This window comes from Providencia sp. PROV189, assembly GCF_028480065.1.
In the GTDB taxonomy this organism is placed as follows: domain Bacteria; phylum Pseudomonadota; class Gammaproteobacteria; order Enterobacterales; family Enterobacteriaceae; genus Providencia; species Providencia stuartii.
Genome location: NZ_JAMPOG010000011.1, coordinates 1 through 16,577, shown reverse-complemented (window position 1 = coordinate 16,577; position 16,577 = coordinate 1). Strand labels below are relative to the sequence as shown.

General features: G+C 42.2%; 16 protein-coding genes. 13 read left to right on the top strand and 3 right to left on the bottom strand.

The features are described from left to right. Nucleotides 1-23 precede the first annotated feature (23 nt). The 6 genes from ubiE to tatC all read left to right on the top strand — a co-directional run bounded on the left by ubiE (nucleotide 24) and on the right by tatC (nucleotide 4,791). Nucleotides 24-779 carry a bifunctional demethylmenaquinone methyltransferase/2-methoxy-6-polyprenyl-1,4-benzoquinol methylase UbiE gene (ubiE, locus tag PR833_RS09050; RefSeq protein WP_004924710.1) on the top strand — a complete coding sequence of 252 codons (756 nt, stop codon included), beginning with the start codon at nucleotides 24-26 and terminating at the stop codon, nucleotides 777-779. A gap of 1 nt (nucleotide 780) precedes the next feature. Beyond that, a complete protein-coding gene (locus tag PR833_RS09045; protein WP_004924712.1) occupies nucleotides 781-1,434 on the top strand; it encodes a ubiquinone biosynthesis accessory factor UbiJ in 654 nt (217 codons plus the stop codon). Continuing rightward, nucleotides 1,421-3,055, top strand: coding sequence for a ubiquinone biosynthesis regulatory protein kinase UbiB (ubiB, locus tag PR833_RS09040; protein WP_004924714.1), 1,635 nt, complete (start codon nucleotides 1,421-1,423; stop codon nucleotides 3,053-3,055). The genes PR833_RS09045 and ubiB overlap by 14 nt, the downstream gene beginning before the upstream one ends. A gap of 113 nt (nucleotides 3,056-3,168) precedes the next feature. Then, a complete protein-coding gene (gene tatA, locus PR833_RS09035) occupies nucleotides 3,169-3,462 on the top strand; it encodes a twin-arginine translocase TatA/TatE family subunit (RefSeq protein WP_004924718.1) in 294 nt (97 codons plus the stop codon). 3 nt (nucleotides 3,463-3,465) lie between these two features. Then, a complete protein-coding gene (tatB, locus tag PR833_RS09030; RefSeq protein ID WP_014656861.1) occupies nucleotides 3,466-4,014 on the top strand; it encodes a Sec-independent protein translocase protein TatB in 549 nt (182 codons plus the stop codon). Nucleotides 4,015-4,017: 3 nt separating this feature from the next. Beyond that, nucleotides 4,018-4,791: a Sec-independent protein translocase subunit TatC gene (gene tatC / locus PR833_RS09025; protein ID WP_004924722.1), complete on the top strand. Its 774-nt coding sequence runs from the start codon at nucleotides 4,018-4,020 to the stop codon at nucleotides 4,789-4,791. Nucleotides 4,792-4,883: 92 nt separating this feature from the next. Here the strand turns inward: tatC and rfaH are convergent, their stop codons facing one another. Next, nucleotides 4,884-5,375, bottom strand: a complete 492-nt coding sequence (gene rfaH / locus PR833_RS09020; protein ID WP_004924724.1) for a transcription/translation regulatory transformer protein RfaH — start codon at nucleotides 5,373-5,375, stop codon at nucleotides 4,884-4,886. Between the two features lie 168 nt (nucleotides 5,376-5,543). Between rfaH and pepE the strand changes: the two genes are divergently transcribed. The 3 genes from pepE to fre all read left to right on the top strand — a co-directional run bounded on the left by pepE (nucleotide 5,544) and on the right by fre (nucleotide 8,568). Continuing rightward, on the top strand, nucleotides 5,544-6,269 hold the full coding sequence (gene pepE, locus PR833_RS09015; protein WP_004924726.1) for a dipeptidase PepE: 726 nt from the start codon (nucleotides 5,544-5,546) through the stop codon (nucleotides 6,267-6,269). A gap of 114 nt (nucleotides 6,270-6,383) precedes the next feature. Next, a complete protein-coding gene (gene ubiD, locus PR833_RS09010) occupies nucleotides 6,384-7,856 on the top strand; it encodes a 4-hydroxy-3-polyprenylbenzoate decarboxylase (RefSeq protein WP_036941968.1) in 1,473 nt (490 codons plus the stop codon). A 10-nt stretch (nucleotides 7,857-7,866) separates the two neighbouring features. Next, nucleotides 7,867-8,568, top strand: a complete 702-nt coding sequence (gene fre / locus PR833_RS09005) for an NAD(P)H-flavin reductase (protein WP_014656858.1) — start codon at nucleotides 7,867-7,869, stop codon at nucleotides 8,566-8,568. Nucleotides 8,569-8,906: 338 nt separating this feature from the next. On the opposite strand, the gene fadA is transcribed toward fre, so the two are convergent. Together fadA and fadB are read right to left on the bottom strand one after the other, a co-directional pair. Further along, nucleotides 8,907-10,073, bottom strand: coding sequence for an acetyl-CoA C-acyltransferase FadA (gene fadA / locus PR833_RS09000; protein ID WP_014656857.1), 1,167 nt, complete (start codon nucleotides 10,071-10,073; stop codon nucleotides 8,907-8,909). A gap of 4 nt (nucleotides 10,074-10,077) precedes the next feature. After that, nucleotides 10,078-12,270, bottom strand: coding sequence for a fatty acid oxidation complex subunit alpha FadB (fadB, locus tag PR833_RS08995; RefSeq protein WP_272526039.1), 2,193 nt, complete (start codon nucleotides 12,268-12,270; stop codon nucleotides 10,078-10,080). Nucleotides 12,271-12,527: 257 nt separating this feature from the next. On the opposite strand from fadB, the gene pepQ reads away from it, so the two are divergent. From pepQ to hemG, 4 genes are read left to right on the top strand one after another with little or no spacing between them, the layout of a single operon-like run. After that, complete coding sequence (gene pepQ, locus PR833_RS08990; protein WP_014656855.1) at nucleotides 12,528-13,862, top strand: Xaa-Pro dipeptidase; 1,335 nt, start codon at nucleotides 12,528-12,530, stop codon at nucleotides 13,860-13,862. Continuing rightward, complete coding sequence (locus PR833_RS08985) at nucleotides 13,862-14,476, top strand: IMPACT family protein (RefSeq protein ID WP_272526038.1); 615 nt, start codon at nucleotides 13,862-13,864, stop codon at nucleotides 14,474-14,476. Before pepQ ends, PR833_RS08985 begins: the two co-directional genes overlap by 1 nt. A 27-nt stretch (nucleotides 14,477-14,503) precedes the next feature. Then, the gene (gene trkH, locus PR833_RS08980; RefSeq protein WP_004924738.1) at nucleotides 14,504-15,955 is read left to right on the top strand and encodes a Trk system potassium transporter TrkH; all 1,452 of its coding nucleotides are present in this window, start codon (nucleotides 14,504-14,506) and stop codon (nucleotides 15,953-15,955) included. A 16-nt stretch (nucleotides 15,956-15,971) separates the two neighbouring features. Further along, entirely contained in the window at nucleotides 15,972-16,496 is a 525-nt protein-coding gene (gene hemG, locus PR833_RS08975; RefSeq protein WP_004924740.1) for a menaquinone-dependent protoporphyrinogen IX dehydrogenase, read from the top strand. Nucleotides 16,497-16,577: the final 81 nt, after the last annotated feature.

The window sequence follows — 16,577 nt, the reverse complement described above, 5'->3', positions numbered from 1 at the left end:
AATTATAAACAGGCATAATAGAAATGACAGAACCATCAAAAGAAACTATTGATTTTGGTTTCCGTACCGTAGGCAAAGAAGATAAAGTTGGCCTTGTGGCTAATGTTTTTCACTCTGTAGCATCAAAATATGACTTGATGAATGATTTAATGTCTTTCGGCATTCATCGTGTCTGGAAACGTTTTACGATAGAAGCCAGTGGTGTACGTCGTAACCAACGTGTTTTAGATCTTGCTGGTGGTACTGGTGATTTAACCGCGAAGTTTTCTCGTCTTGTCGGTGAAAAAGGTGAGGTGATCCTCGCTGATATTAACGACTCTATGTTAAAAATGGGACGTGAAAAATTACGTGATCTTGGTATTGTTGGTAATGTTAGCTATGTTCAAGCCAACGCAGAAGAACTGCCATTCCCTGATAACTATTTTGATTGTATCACCATCTCTTTTGGGCTACGTAATGTGACCGATAAAGACAAAGCTTTGCGCTCAATGTTCAGAGTGTTAAAGCCAGGTGGTCGTCTGCTAGTACTTGAATTCTCTAAGCCTGTAATTGAGCCGCTTAATAAGGCTTATGACGCGTATTCATTCCATGTTCTACCTCGTATTGGTCAAGCTGTGGTTGGGGATCCTGATAGCTATCGTTATCTTGCAGAATCTATCCGTATGCACCCAGACCAAGAAACACTGAAATCAATGATGGAAAATGCAGGCTTTGAACAAGTCTCCTATACCAATATGACAGGTGGTATTGTCGCATTGCATAAAGGGTTTAAATTCTAAGATGGAAGCCACATCAGCACAGGCTGAAAGCCAAAATACAGTGTTATATTCTTTAATGACGGCATTCATGGAAACATGTTTGAATCATATGTTATTTAAAGAATCGGTCTTAAAACCCGCTAGAGCACGCTTAGCGGGTAAAGTCATGTCTATCGATTTGAAAGAGCTGAATAAAACATTGACGTTGATTTTCAGTGATAACCATGTCGATGTTTTAAGCCAATGGCATGAGCCTGCTGATTGTACAATCAAAACATCCCTCTTTACGCTAATTAAGCTAAAAGACAAACAACAGTTATCACAGCTAATCAATAGTGGTGAAATTGTTATTGAAGGTGATATGCAGGTTGTACAGCATTGGTCGTCATTATTAGATATGGCAATTTGGGATCCTGCACACTATCTATCCCCTTACTTAGGCGATGTCGCGGCACAAGGTATTAGCCAAGTACTACGCAAGGGCGCGAGTTTAGCTTCACATTTAGCATGCAGGCAAAAAAACTATATCAAAGACACACTGCTTGAAGAGTGGAAAATGGCTCCAAACCCACTCGAACTGGCTTATTTTAGTGATGAAGTAGAACAAGTTTCTGATTCACTAAGTGAGCTAGAAAAACGATTGAGCCAGTTGGAGGAGTATAATGACGCCCGGTGAAATAAAACGTCTCTACTTTATTATTCGGGTATTCCTTTCGTATGGTTTGGATGAGCTCATCCCAAAAGTAAAGCTGACGTTACCGCTGCGTATTGGTCGTTTTGGTTTCTTTTGGATTAAAAACCAGCATAAGGGCAAAGAGCTTGGTGAGCGTTTACGTTTAGCTTTACAAGAATTGGGGCCTGTCTGGATCAAGTTTGGGCAGATGCTATCTACCCGACGCGATCTGTTTCCACCCGCTATCGCTGACCAACTCTCTTTGCTGCAAGATAAGGTCGCTAGCTTTGACGGCAAACTGGCTCGTCGTTACATTGAAGAATCATTAGGCGGCCCACTTGAACAGTGGTTTGATGATTTCGATGAAAAGGCACTAGCGTCAGCTTCGATTGCTCAAGTACATACCGCAAAACTCAAAGAGAATGGTAAGGAAGTCGTTTTAAAAGTTATCCGTCCTGATATCCTGCCGGTTATCAAAGCGGATGTAAAACTCATGTATCGTATCGCTAATTGGGTGCCTTTACTGCCTGATGGTCGCCGTCTACGCCCTAAAGAAGTGGTTCGTGAATATGAAAAAACCTTGATCGATGAGCTAAATCTCTTACGTGAATCGGCTAATGCTATTCAGCTTCGTCGTAATTTTGAGAATAGCTCAATGCTATATGTACCAGAGGTTTATGCCGATTATTGTCGCGAAAACGTTATGGTCATGGAGCGTATCTATGGTATTCCTGTTTCCGATATTGCGGCTTTAAAAGCGCAAGGGACAAACATGAAAATCTTGGCGGAAAGGGGCGTGAAAGTCTTCTTTACTCAAGTTTTTCGTGACAGCTTTTTCCATGCAGATATGCACCCCGGCAATATTTTTGTCAGCTATGAGCACCCTGAAGATCCGCTGTATATCGGCATCGATTGTGGTATTGTTGGTTCACTGAATAAAGAAGATAAGCGCTATCTTGCAGAGAACTTTATTGCTTTCTTTAATCGTGATTACCGCAAGGTCGCTGAACTGCATGTCGACTCAGGTTGGGTGCCAGCAGATACTAACGTTGAAGATTTTGAGTTTGCTATCAGAACCGTTTGTGAACCTATTTTCGAAAAACCGTTAGCTGAAATTTCATTTGGGCATGTGCTATTAAACTTATTTAATACTGCGCGCCGTTTCAATATGGAAGTGCAGCCCCAACTTGTACTGCTACAGAAAACCTTACTCTATATTGAAGGCTTAGGCCGTCAGCTTTATCCTCAATTGGATCTATGGAAAACGGCGAAACCATTTTTAGAAGATTGGGTACACAGTCAAGTCGGTATTCCTGCAATTACCCAAGCGTTAAAAGAGAAAGCCCCTTACTGGGCCGAGAAAATGCCTGAAATTCCAGACTTAATTTATGGTGCTTTGCGTCAACATAAGTTCTTACAGTCCAATATCGAACAATTGTCAGAACAATTAAAACAGCAACGTAATAAACAGCGTAAGTCTCAATACCTATTAGGAATTGGTGCAACACTGATTCTTTGCGGGAGTTTATTCTTTATTTCCGCTTCAAATAGAATGGCTATAGCATTTATGTCTGCTGGCGCGTTATCATGGATTATAGGCTGGTATAAATCGGGGAAAAGTTAAGTAAACCTTGTTTTGCGACAAGTTTATAAGCCTGTGAATATTTCCGTATTGTGAGCAGGTTGTATATAATGGGATAAATAACTATTGATCCCACTTTTACAGAGGTATAAACAATGGAATCAACTATTGCAACGGCCGCTTTTGGTAGCCCTTGGCAACTTATTATTATTGCTCTACTTATTATTTTAATTTTCGGCACCAAAAAATTACGTTCTCTGGGGTCGGATTTAGGTGAATCATTGAAAGGCTTTAAAAAAGCGATGAACGATGATGAAGCTGCTAAGGCTGCAAAAGAAGAGCAAGAAAAACAAGATGCTGACTTTGCACCTAAAAATATTACAGAACAGCAACAGGCTGCTGACAAGAAAGACAGCCCAGTTGAGAGCAAAAATAAAGAGCAGGGTTAAACCGTGTTTGACATAGGTTTCAGTGAACTGCTGCTTGTTGCAGTTATTGGTCTTGTCGTCTTAGGCCCTGAGCGCCTACCAGTAGCAGTGAGAACTGTTGCTGGTTGGATCCGTGCGATGCGTTCATTAGCCTCCAATGTGCAAAATGAATTGTCACAAGAACTCAAATTGCAAGAGTTACAAGACACGTTGAAAAAAGTTCAGGAAAAAGCGGGTATGGAAACGCTTTCCCCTGAACTGAAACAATCTATGGATGAGCTTCGCCAAGCTGCACAATCATTAAAAACAGGATATCACTCGACAACAGAGAGCGTTGCAAGTGAGCTACAAAAAGCAAAAGAGTTAACTGATAACTACGACAATGCAGTTAAAGATGCTCAAAATAAAGCTTCGCAACCACCAGAGTCTGAATCGGATCCTGATCCTGAATATGCAGCAAAAATGGCAGCTGTCGTCGATGAGCCGACAAAGCCATCGCTAAACAATGACAGCGACCAGCAAAATGGCGTTACAGAGAAAAAAAATCCTAATCAGACAGAAAGCGAAAAATAGAACATGGCTGTAAATGATACACAACCACTTATTAGCCACCTCATTGAACTCAGGAAGCGGCTGTTAAACTGTTTGATTACGGTTTTGATTGTGTTCGCTGCCTTAGCTTACTTTTCAAATGATATATATCGGCTAGTCGCCGCACCTTTGATTGATAAGCTTCCTGTTGGTTCTCAAATGAGTGCGACAGATGTGGCATCAACCTTTTTCACTCCAATTAAACTGACCATGATGGTATCGGTATTTATTTCGATACCGGTGATCCTATACCAAATTTGGGCCTTTATTGCGCCTGCGTTATATAAGCACGAACGTCGGCTGATGCTGCCTTTATTGGTCTCCAGTAGCTTCCTTTTCTATTTAGGGATGGCTTTTGCTTACTTTGTTGTCTTCCCATTAGCCTTTGGTTTCTTTGTCAAAACAACACCGGATAGCGTCAATTTCATTCCTGATATTAGTAAATATCTCAGTTTTGTAATGACGTTATTTATGGCATTTGGTGCGGCCTTTGAAGTACCGATTGCTATTATTCTGTTGTGTTGGACCGGCGTCACAACCCCTGAATCACTAAAACGCAAACGGCCTTATATTTTAGTCGGTGCATTTATTGTGGGGATGTTTTTAACGCCACCAGATGTACTTTCTCAAACGTTACTTGCCGTGCCAATGTATCTGTTGTTTGAGCTTGGTGTGCTTTTATCTAACTTTTATGTGGGTAAAGGTCGGCGAGATCGGGAAAATAATGAAGAAGACGATGAAGAGAAAGAAGAGTCTTAATTTATCGTTATTCAGTCTATAAAAACTCGATTTATAACTGCACTCAACAGGTTGGTAGCCAACCCAATTAAGGTGCAGTTTTTTTATGTGGGTTAAGATAGCTTTTTAAACTGAGTATTATCGAGTACTTTAGACACATTTTTATTTAAAATATTCAGTAATAAGATTGAGCGTGATTCACCATTAGGCTCATCATAAATTGCCTGAATACCTGCAAAAATGCCTTCGGTAATCAAGACATTATCACCATGAGTTGGCGTTTCGGGATCGACGAGATGCCCAAGGGGCGCTTGTTGCAAAAGTTCGATAATTTCGTCTGGTACAATGGCGGGGTGTAGGCCAAAACGGACAAAATGGCTGACACCGCGAGTGGATTGTATTGTAGTGGTATGGATTTCGTTATGATCGAACTTCACGAACAGATAATTAGGGAATAGCGGCTCTTGTACTTTTGTTCGCTTTCCTCTAACCACTTTTTCTATTTCTGTCATGGGAGTCATGCAGATCACATTTTGCCTATTTAGGTGCTCTATGGCCCTATCAATTTGGCCACGTTTACAATATAGCAGATGCCATTTTTCCATTTCTTAAACCCAATACAACAAAATTATGCTCATCATAACAAATTAAAGTATAAAAATGTGACTAATCGACAAAGTAAGAATAGCATTTAGAATCAGAAATATATACTAACTAAAAATCAATAAATTATAGTTAGTGATAATGTAATAACAGGTTATCTAGGAGACAGCATGGAAATTTTTTTATTGAGTAACGGTAAGCTTCCAAACAATCCAGTATGGCTAAGTTATGCCTTACCTCGTATCCATGAAATGATCGCACGTAGGAACATTACATCAGCGGTATTGGTGCCTTATGCGATATTACGGGATCCTCATGATGAGCGAGCAGAGCAATTAAGCGAAGCTTTAGGTATTAAAGTTACGTCAATTGAACATTTTTCCAGCCCTGTCGAAGCGATTGAACAAGCAGAATGTATCCTTGTAAGTGGGGGCAATACATGGTGGTTAAATAAATGCCTGCATGAAAATGGGTTGATTGTTGCTATCCAGCGCGCGGTTAAAGAGCGTGATGTTCCCTATATTGGTTGGAGTGCGGGTTGTAATGTGGCTACACCAAGTATTCGTACGACCAATGATATGCCTGTGAGTAATGCGGTGATTATGCCGTCTTTGGGGTTGTTTCCCGTACAGATAAATCCCCACTATATCGATTCTCATATCTCAGGTCATATGGGGGAAACGCGAGATGAGCGATTACAAGAGTTTTGTGTCATCAACCCTCATGAAGTCGTGGTTGCACTGAGAGAAGGTAGTGGATTACAGATTAAAGGCAACACATTGACTTATTTCAGTGGTAAAAATGAAGGTTTTAAACTCTTTCAGCACAACCAATCATTCCCTGAACAGTTTGATACTTTATCATTAAAAGCATTGGTTCCATTCGATTGCCAGTAAAATAAGATGTTTTTGACTATAACCATATTGATTATGAATAGTTTTTATGGGTAACTTGTAACCTTGGCCGGACGTCTTATAATGAGACTCCCTCTGTAATAGTAAAAGATGACAATGAAATACCGTGACCTAAGAGACTTCATTGCCCAGCTTGAAAAGCAAGGCGAACTAAAACGTATTACGATGGAAGTCGACCCTTACCTCGAAATGACGGAAATAGCTGATCGCACGCTTAGAGCAGGGGGCCCTGCCTTATTATTTGAAAACCCTAAAGGCTATGATATGCCCGTTTTGTGCAACCTATTTGGCACAACCAAACGTGTTGCGATGGGAATGGGGCAGGAAGATATCAAGGCACTACACGATGTTGGTAAGCTGCTTGCTTTTCTAAAAGAGCCGGATCCACCGAAAGGTTTTCGTGACCTGTTTGATAAATTACCTAAGTTCAAACAGGTACTCAACATGCCAGCAAAACGGCTAAGCTCAGCCCCTTGCCAAGAGCAAATTTGGGCGGGGGATGACGTCGATTTAACCAAAATTCCTGTTATGCACTGCTGGCCTGAAGATGCTGCGCCGCTGATTACATGGGGATTAACGGTAACAAGAGGCCCTAATAAAGAGCGTCAAAACTTGGGTATTTACCGCCAACAGGTGTTGGGGAAAAATAAAGTGATCATGCGTTGGCTCTCTCACCGCGGTGGTGCGCTGGACTTTCAAGAGTGGTGCCAACAGCATCCGGGTGAAAAATTCCCTGTCGCAGTAGCGCTTGGTGCGGATCCTGCAACTATCCTAGGTGCGGTGACTCCGGTTCCTGATACGCTGTCTGAATATGCGTTCGCCGGTTTATTACGTGGTAATAAAACGGAAGTCGTTAAATGTATCTCGAATGATCTTGAAGTACCTGCGGGCGCTGAGATTATCTTAGAAGGCTACATTGAACCTGGTGAGCTCGCGCCGGAAGGGCCTTATGGTGATCATACTGGTTATTATAATGAGATAGATAGTTTCCCTGTCTTTACGGTAACCCATGTTACTCAACGCCGTGATGCGATTTACCATTCTACCTATACAGGCCGGCCACCCGATGAGCCAGCTGTACTGGGGGAAGCCCTAAATGAAGTCCTAGTACCTATTTTACAAAAGCAGTTTCCAGAAATCGTCGATTTTTACCTTCCTCCAGAAGGGTGCTCATATCGTCTTGCTGTTGTTACGATGAAAAAACAATACGCAGGCCATGCAAAACGCGTCATGATGGGTGTTTGGTCTTACCTCCGTCAATTTATGTACACAAAATTTGTTATTGTGTGTGACGATGATATCAATGCGCGTGACTGGAAAGATGTGATCTGGGCGATAACCACTCGTATGGATCCTGCTCGCGATACTGTTATGATGGAAAATACACCTATCGATTATCTTGATTTTGCATCACCAGTCTCTGGTCTAGGGTCAAAAATGGGGCTAGATGCAACAAATAAATGGCCCGGTGAGACAAACAGGGAATGGGGTAGGCCAATTGTTATGGATGAACAAGTGAAGTCGCGAATTGATGATATTTGGGATCAATTGAATATTTTTGAAAAATAAGAGGGGAGCCATGGCAACTTTGAGCTGTAAAGTCACATCTGTTGAGTCCATAACTGACACAGTATATCGGGTTATTTTGTTGCCGGATGGTCCTTTTCATTTTAAAGCAGGTCAGTACCTTATGGTGATCATGGATGAGCGTGATAAGCGCCCATTCTCAATGGCATCTACACCTGCTAATAACGAAACAATTGAATTACATATTGGCGCTTCAGAAATTAATCTTTATGCCATGGCGGTGATGGATCGAATTTTAGATCAACGCCGCATCGATATTGATATCCCACATGGCAAGGCATGGTTTAGAGAAAATAGCCAAAACCCAATGATCTTAGTTGCAGGGGGCACGGGGTTTTCTTACACGCATTCGATCCTACTCGCGGCTCTCATGGAAAACCCTTCTAGAGATATTACCTTCTACTGGGGGGGGCGTCAGCTAGAGCACCTTTACGACTTAGGAGAGCTGCAAGCGCTTAGTGAACGTTATCCTAATCTAAAAGTGATACCTATCGTTGAACAACCGGATGAACAATGGAGAGGGCGCTCAGGAACGGTTTTAAGTGGGGTATTGGAAGATTTTGGTGATTTGTCCTCCTATGATATTTACATAGCAGGGCGTTTTGAAATGGCAAAAATCGCCAGAGAACGTTTTTGTGCAGAGCGTAATGCAAAGCCTGAACAATTATTTGGTGATGCCTACGAGTTTATTTAAATGATAATTTACTGAATATTTGAATCGATGGCCTGTGGCATGATTGAGCGTATATGTGCCACTTTCCTCGTTGGTGATGACATTGATTGGTTGTTTTAGACCGTAACTTGTCAGTTAAACTTTGCCCAAATGGATAAACCAAGTGGCAAAAAAGAAAAAGCCCGCCCCTGACTAGGCGGGAATGTTGACAACATACAACAACACTACGGCAACTCGCGGCTATACCCTTTATATTTCAATTGGCGCAGGTTTAGCTGTTTGGCATTGCTCAGATAATACCGTTTTTGAGCTTATCCTTTTGGCAAACATGCGCTTGAACGACTTAGGGTATAGACACACTATACACGCTCAATGATCGTGGCAATGCCTTGCCCAAATCCGATACACATTGTTGCTAGGCCAAATTGTTTATCCTTCAGCTCTAACTGATTGAGCAATGCCGTTGTAATCCTTGCCCCAGAACAACCCAGAGGGTGGCCCAATGCAATAGCACCGCCATTAAGGTTGACTTTTTCATCAATAAGGCTTTCTGGCAGTTTCAGCCCTTTTAAGCAGGCAATGGATTGAGCGGCAAATGCTTCATTTAATTCAATAATATCGATATCCGCTAATGATAACCCCGCGCGTTTTAGCGCTAGCTCTGTAGCAGGAACTGGCCCAAAGCCCATGATTGAAGGATCACAGCCAACAACGGCCATTGAGCGAACTTTGGCACGTGGCTTGAGCCCTCGTTCTTTAGCGTAGCTTTCGCCTGTGATGAGCATTGCTGACGCCCCATCTGAAAGGGCAGAAGAGTTACCTGCCGTGACGGTACCACTTACGGGGTCAAAGGCGGGGCGCAATGATGCTAGGCTTTCGAGGCTTGCATCAAAACGGATAACTTCATCATAATCCACGGCAAAGAGATTGCCTTGGCTGTCATGCCCAGCTACGGGCGCTATTTCATGTTTAAATTGACCATTTTTAGTGGCTTGGGCAGCACGTTGGTGCGATCTAAGGGCAAACGCATCTTGCTCCTCACGGCTAATTTTGTACATTTTAGCCAGCATTTCTGCGGTTAGGCCCATTGCACCAGCCGCTTTTGCGACACGTAACGTTAATTTAGGGTTGAAATCAATACCATGTGTCATGGGAACATGACCCATGTGCTCCACACCACCGATTAAGACTGAGTTTGCATCGCCTGTCATAATAAGTCGGCTAGCATCATGCAGAGCTTGCATTGAAGAGCCACACAAACGGTTAACTGTGACCGCAGGAACTGTATGTGGGATATCAGTCAGTAACGCAGCGTTTTTAGCGATATTGAACCCTTGTTCAAGGGTCTGTTGCACACAGCCCCAAATAATATCATTGAGTTCTTTTTTGCTTGCGTTAGGGTTGCGTTCAAAAATCACATTCATCAGGTGTGCTGAGAGGTCTTCCGCTCGGACATGGCGAAATACACCGCCCTTTGAACGCCCCATTGGTGTACGTATTCCATCGATAATAACGACATTTTCCATACTATTAGCCTCTCGCAACTTTTTTAATATCAATTGCCACTACAGGTGGCTTCGCATAATAACTGGAATTGGCCTGAGATTTTTCTTTGAGACCCGCAGGAATTTGATACAGAGGGCTTAACTGAGCATAGGCCTCCGCTGTCTTAGCATAAGATTGTGTGCCAACGGTATCTAAGTAGCGGAAGACGCCTCCTCGGAAAGGAGGGAACCCAAGGCCGTAAACTAAAGCGATGTCTGCATCGGCAGGGCTTTGAATGATGCCCTCTTCTAAGCAACGAACGACCTCATTGATCATCGGGATCATCATACGTGCAATGATCTCTTCTTTTGTAAATGAGCGCTTGCCTTGACTGATTGAGGCGAGTAATGCATCTGTGGCGGGGTCATCAACTTTCTTTGGCTTTCCTTTTTTATCTTTTTCATATTGATAAAAGCCTTTGCCATTTTTTTGCCCAAACCGTTTTTCTTCAAACATAACATCAATAGCATTTTTGCCTGTTTTACTCATGCGCTCAGGGAACCCTAGTGCCATTACATGCTCTGCATGGGATGCGGTATCAATACCAACTACATCAAGAAGATATGCAGGTCCCATCGGCCAGCCAAATTCTTTTTCCATGACTTTATCGATTTCTCTGAAATCTGCACCATCTTGTAGCAGTAAGTTAAAACCTGCAAAGTAAGGGAAAAGAACCCTATTGACGAAGAAACCAGGGCAGTCATTAACGACAATGGGGGTTTTACCCATTTTGTTGGCGTAAGCGACGACTTTGGCGATGGTATCCTCTGAGGTTTTTTGACCACGAATAACCTCAACAAGCGGCATGCGATGCACAGGGTTGAAGAAGTGCATACCACAAAAATTTTCGGGACGTTTTAACGACTTCGCTAGCTCAGTAATCGGTATGGTCGACGTATTAGACGCTAAAATTGTTTCTGGGCTAACTAATGCTTCAACTTCCGTCAGCACAGCGGCTTTAATTTTGGGGTTTTCAACGACCGCTTCCACGATCACTTGTGAATTTTCGATACCCGCGTAAGAAAGCGAAGGATGAATCGATGCGAGTGTTTTCGCCATTTTTGAGGCATTGATTTTTCCGCGCTCAAATTGACCATTTAATAGTTTATGAGCCTCTTCGATGCCTAAATCTAAAGATTTTTCATTAATATCCTTCATGAGCACAGGAACGCCTTTACTTGCGGACTGGTAGGCTATTCCACCTCCCATAATTCCTGCTCCTAGTACTGCGGCATGTTGAGGGGCTTCAACGTGACGAGAAAGCTGTTTGCTTGTTGATTTAACTTGCTGATCATTTAAGAAAATACTAACTAATGAGCGAGCAACATCGCTATGAGCAAGTGGAACAAAAGCTGCTGTTTCATGTTTTAGGGCTTCAGTACGAGCACAGTTGGCTGCTTTTTCAATGGTATTGACTGCCGTCATAGGGGCGGGATAGTGTTTTCCTGCAACCTTATACACCATACCTTTTGCAACATTAAAGCTCATGCTCTGTTCAATAGGGCTAAGTTGTAATGGTTGTAACTTAGGTTGACGTCTTTGCTGCCAATTAATCGCTCCTGCGATTGCTGATTCAATGAGGGCAAGGGCTGATTCTACAAGTTTGTCTGTTTTAACAACGGCATCAACCAAGCCGAATTTGAGTGATTCTGCGGCACTAATGTCTTTGCCTGCGGTAATAATTTCTAGGGCACTATCTAAACCGATTAATCGAGGTAAACGAACAGAGCCGCCAAAGCCCGGCATAATACCGAGTTTCGTTTCAGGTAACCCAATACGCGCATCTGGAGTAGCAATACGCAAGTCAGTAGAAAGAATACATTCACAGCCTCCACCTAGCGCATACCCATTAATGGCGCTAAGAGTAGGAACAGGTAAGTCTTCGATACGATTAAAAATACCATTTGCGTAGCCTAACCACTCGCTTAGGGTCTCTGCTGGTGCTTCAAAAAGTGAAAGAAACTCTTTGATATCTGCCCCAACAATAAATGCAGGCTTGTCAGATCTTAGAATAACGCCTAATAGGCCTGATTGCTGTTCAAGTACAGCAACTGCTTCATCAAGTGAAGCAACGGTATGAGTATCCAATTTATTTATTGGCCCAGGCGAGTTAAAAACGAGTTCTGCAATACCTGTTTTCAACCATTGAACATAGATTGTTTCACTTTGATAAAGCATGCCGTTCTCCTTATGATGATTTTATCATCTGGTACGACCAGATAGAGTTGAGTGTGACTAGAATGTTAAAGGAATGCAAATAATTGATAACAAAACTGGAACGTTGATCACAGCAAATAAGTGAAATATAGGAGAGGGAAAATAGTATTCTATTTAATAATCAGTTGATTAAGTGGATTTCCCCTCAGATTGCATACCAGTCAATTCAAGAACGTGCTAAGCTTGGATTTTCTAATAAAACTGAAAGGTTGAATGAAATGGAAAAACTGACTGCACTCTACGCTGACCATATTAAAACTTTGCAAACAACAACTCAGCAGGTCTTACAACGCAGCAAGCTAGACGCCATACTGATTCATTCGGGTGAACCTCAACGTATTTTTCTTGATGACAGCGACTATCCTTTCAAAGTGAATCCTCACTTTAAAGCATGGGTGCCTGTCACCGATGTTCCACATTCTTGGTTATTAGTGGATGGTGTGAATAAACCTAAACTTTGGTTCTATTCTCCCGTTGATTATTGGCACAGCGTTGAGCCATTACCAAATAGCTTTTGGACCAAAGAAGTTGAGCTTATTCATTTAAAAAATGCAGATGATATTAGTGAGTTTTTAGCGAATATACCTAAAGAAAATATTGCCTATATTGGTTCTGCTAAAGCTAGAGCGGAATCACTGGGTATTCGCCTACAAAATATTAACCCAAAACCTGTCGTTGATTTCTATCATTTCCATCGTTCTTATAAAACAGATTATGAAATGTATTGCATGCGTGAAGCGCAAAAAATGGCGGTAAATGGTCATTTATCGGCATTCGAGGCTTTCCAAGCAGGCATGAGTGAGTTTGATATCAACATCAGTTACTTACAAGCGACAGGGCATCGCGATACAGATGTGCCTTATGGGAATATTGTTGCACTCAATGAAAATGCAGCCGTATTGCATTACACTAAATTACAGCAACAAGCACCGAATGAAATAAGAAGCTTTCTGATTGATGCAGGGGCTGAGTATAACGGCTATGCTGCTGATATAACTCGTACTTATGCCGCAAAAGGCAAAAGTGAGTTTGCTGCTCTTGTTGCCGATATGAATAAAGAACAGTTGGCCTTGATTGATACCATCAAAGCAGGTGTACGTTATACCGATTACCACGTCGATATGCACCATCGAATTGCTAAGCTATTGAAAAAACACTCAATCATTAAGGGAATTAGCGAAGAAACTATGGTGGAGCAAGGGCTAACCACGCCATTCCTACCCCATGGGTTAGGCCATCCTCTAGGTTTACAAGTTCATGATGCTGCTGGTTTTATGCAGGATGAAGATGGCACACTGCTTGCTGCACCGAAAATGTATCCTTTCCTTCGCTGCACTCGCGTACTGGAACCAAGAATGGTGCTGACTATTGAACCCGGCCTTTATTTTATCGAATCGTTACTGTCATCTTGGCGCTCAGGCGAATTTGCTCAACACTTTAATTGGGAAAAAATTGAGCAGTTCAAACCTTATGGGGGTATTCGTATTGAAGATAACATCATCATTCATCATAATCGGATTGAAAATATGACGCGAGATTTGCAACTACCGTAATGAAACCTTATTTAATACCGGCTGAATCTATCTGTTATACAGAAGAAATTAAAAAAAGCCGTTTTATTACCTATCTTGCACATACAGAAGGTATTGATGCCGCAAAGGAGTATATTCAATCCATTAAAGCTCAATACCCAGATGCTCGGCACCATTGCTGGGCATTTGTTGCAGGGCGCCCAGATGATTCTCAGCAGTTAGGTTTTTCCGACGATGGTGAGCCAACAGGAACGGCCGGAAAGCCAATAATGGCACAATTGCTCGGCAGCAATCTTGGGGAGATCACCTGTGTTGTTGTACGTTATTTTGGTGGTATCAAACTAGGGACAGGCGGTTTAGTTAAAGCTTATGGTAATGGTGCTCAGCAAGCACTTAAGTTATTACCAACACAAACAAAAGTACCGCAAAAATTTTTCCAGCTAGTTTGTGATTATGCATTTATTAATACGGTTGAGCAGCTAGTTACGCAGGTCAACGGGATGGTTTTACACAGTGAATATAACGAATCTGTTTCCCTACGAATTGCAATTCCTGCTACCTTAGAGCAAGAAGTCAATGATAAATTACGCGATATGAGTCGCGGGGCTTTAGAACTCATACCTGAATCTGAATAGTCAATTGGTTAGCAAGGAACCTGCCGAATGCATTTTCGTGCAATAACCCGCATTGTCGGGCTACTCGTTATTATCTTCTCTTTTACCATGGTTGTGCCGGGTATTGTTGCGCTTATTTATCGTGATGGAGCAGGTCGAGCATTTAGTCAAACGTTTGTTACGGCTTTAGTGCTCGGATTACTGTTATGGATCCCAACGCGCAACAGCAAGCATGAGCTTAAAGCAAAAGAAGGGTTTCTTATTGTCGTCTTGTTTTGGACCGTGCTAGGAAGTGTGGGGGCATTACCTTTTATTTTTTCTGAAAAGCCAAACCTTTCCATAACCGATGCTTTTTTTGAATCCTTTTCTGGGTTAACCACAACAGGAGCGACAACGTTAACTGGGCTCGATACGCTTCCGAAAGCCATCTTATTTTATAGGCAAATGCTACAGTGGTTAGGTGGGATGGGGATCATCGTACTTGCTGTGGCGATCCTGCCATTACTCGGTGTTGGGGGAATGCAGCTTTATCGTGCTGAAATGCCTGGGCCGCTTAAAGATAATAAAATGCGACCGCGTATTGCAGAAACGGCAAAAACCCTTTGGCTCATCTATGTATTGCTGACGATTGTATGTGCGATTGCGCTGTGGATAGCAGGTATGGATGTGTTTGATGCCATCTCCCATAGTTTTTCTACAATAGCGATTGGTGGTTTTTCAACGCATGACGCGAGTGTGGGGTATTTCAATAGCCCAGCGATAAATACCATTATTGCGGTTTTCTTAATTATCTCAGGTTGTAATTTTGGTCTGCACTTTGCCGTGCTTACTGGGCGTAGCTTAGGTATCTATTGGCGCGATCCTGAATTTAAAACATTCATTAGCTTCCAGTTAGCCCTCGTCATTATCTGTACACTGGTTTTACTTTATCACTCAGTGTATGGCTCTTTTGGGCAAACATTAGATCAGGCATTTTTCCAAGTTGTCTCAATGGCAACAACTGCAGGTTTTACAACAGATAGTTTTGCCGGATGGCCTTTGTTCCTGCCGATGCTTCTTCTATGTGCCGCATTTGTTGGCGGTTGTGCTGGTTCAACAGGAGGCGGATTAAAAGTTATCCGTATCTTGCTATTGTTTTTGCAAGGGTCTCGGGAATTAAAAAGGCTTGTTCACCCAAATGCCGTTTACACCATAAAGTTAGGGCAAAGAGCTTTACCTGAAAGGATCATCGAAGCGGTATGGGGCTTCTTTTCAGCATATGCGCTCGTTTTTATCGTCAGTTTACTTCTATTAATTGCAACGGGTGTCGATGAATTTTCTGCTTTTTCAGCTATCGCAACAACGTTAAATAACCTAGGGCCAGGCCTTGGCACTGTCGCTGATAACTTTACATCGATGAACCCAGCAGGGAAATGGATACTGGTAGTGACTATGCTGTTCGGTCGTCTTGAAGTCTTTACATTATTAGTGTTATTCACGCCAACCTTCTGGCGCGATTAATAAGATAGGATCAAGAATGAGTTACTTACTTTTGCATTCGAGCACAGATGGACAAACTAAAAAAATTGTTTTGAAAATGGCGGAGCAACTACGAAGTGTAGGGCGCCAATGTGATATTCGAGATTTAAATAGCGAAAAAAATATCAATATTACATCGTATGAAAAGGTGTTAGTTGGAGCGTCTATTCGTTATGGTCACTTCAATAAAGCGCTGATGCGGTTCGCAACGATTCATCAAAGCCAATTAAATACAATGAAAACCGCTTTCTTTGGTGTGAACTTAACTGCGCGCAAAGAAGGCAAAGATACTCCTGAAACGAATGCCTATACGCGCAAGTTTCTGGAGAAAAGCCCTTGGCAACCAACACTAAGCTCAGTATTTGCTGGCGCATTGTTTTATCCACGTTATGGTTGGTTCGATAAGACGATGATTCGACTTATTATGAAAATGACAGATGGGCCAACCGACCCAAATACAGAGATAGAATATACGGACTGGGAAAAAGTGAGCAAGTTTACACAGGAATTTGACTGTTTATAGCTCATATCTTTAACGATAAGTGGTGTTTTTAAACGATTTGTTTAATGTTTCATCGGTTGAATTAAAAAGTTTAAAAAACAC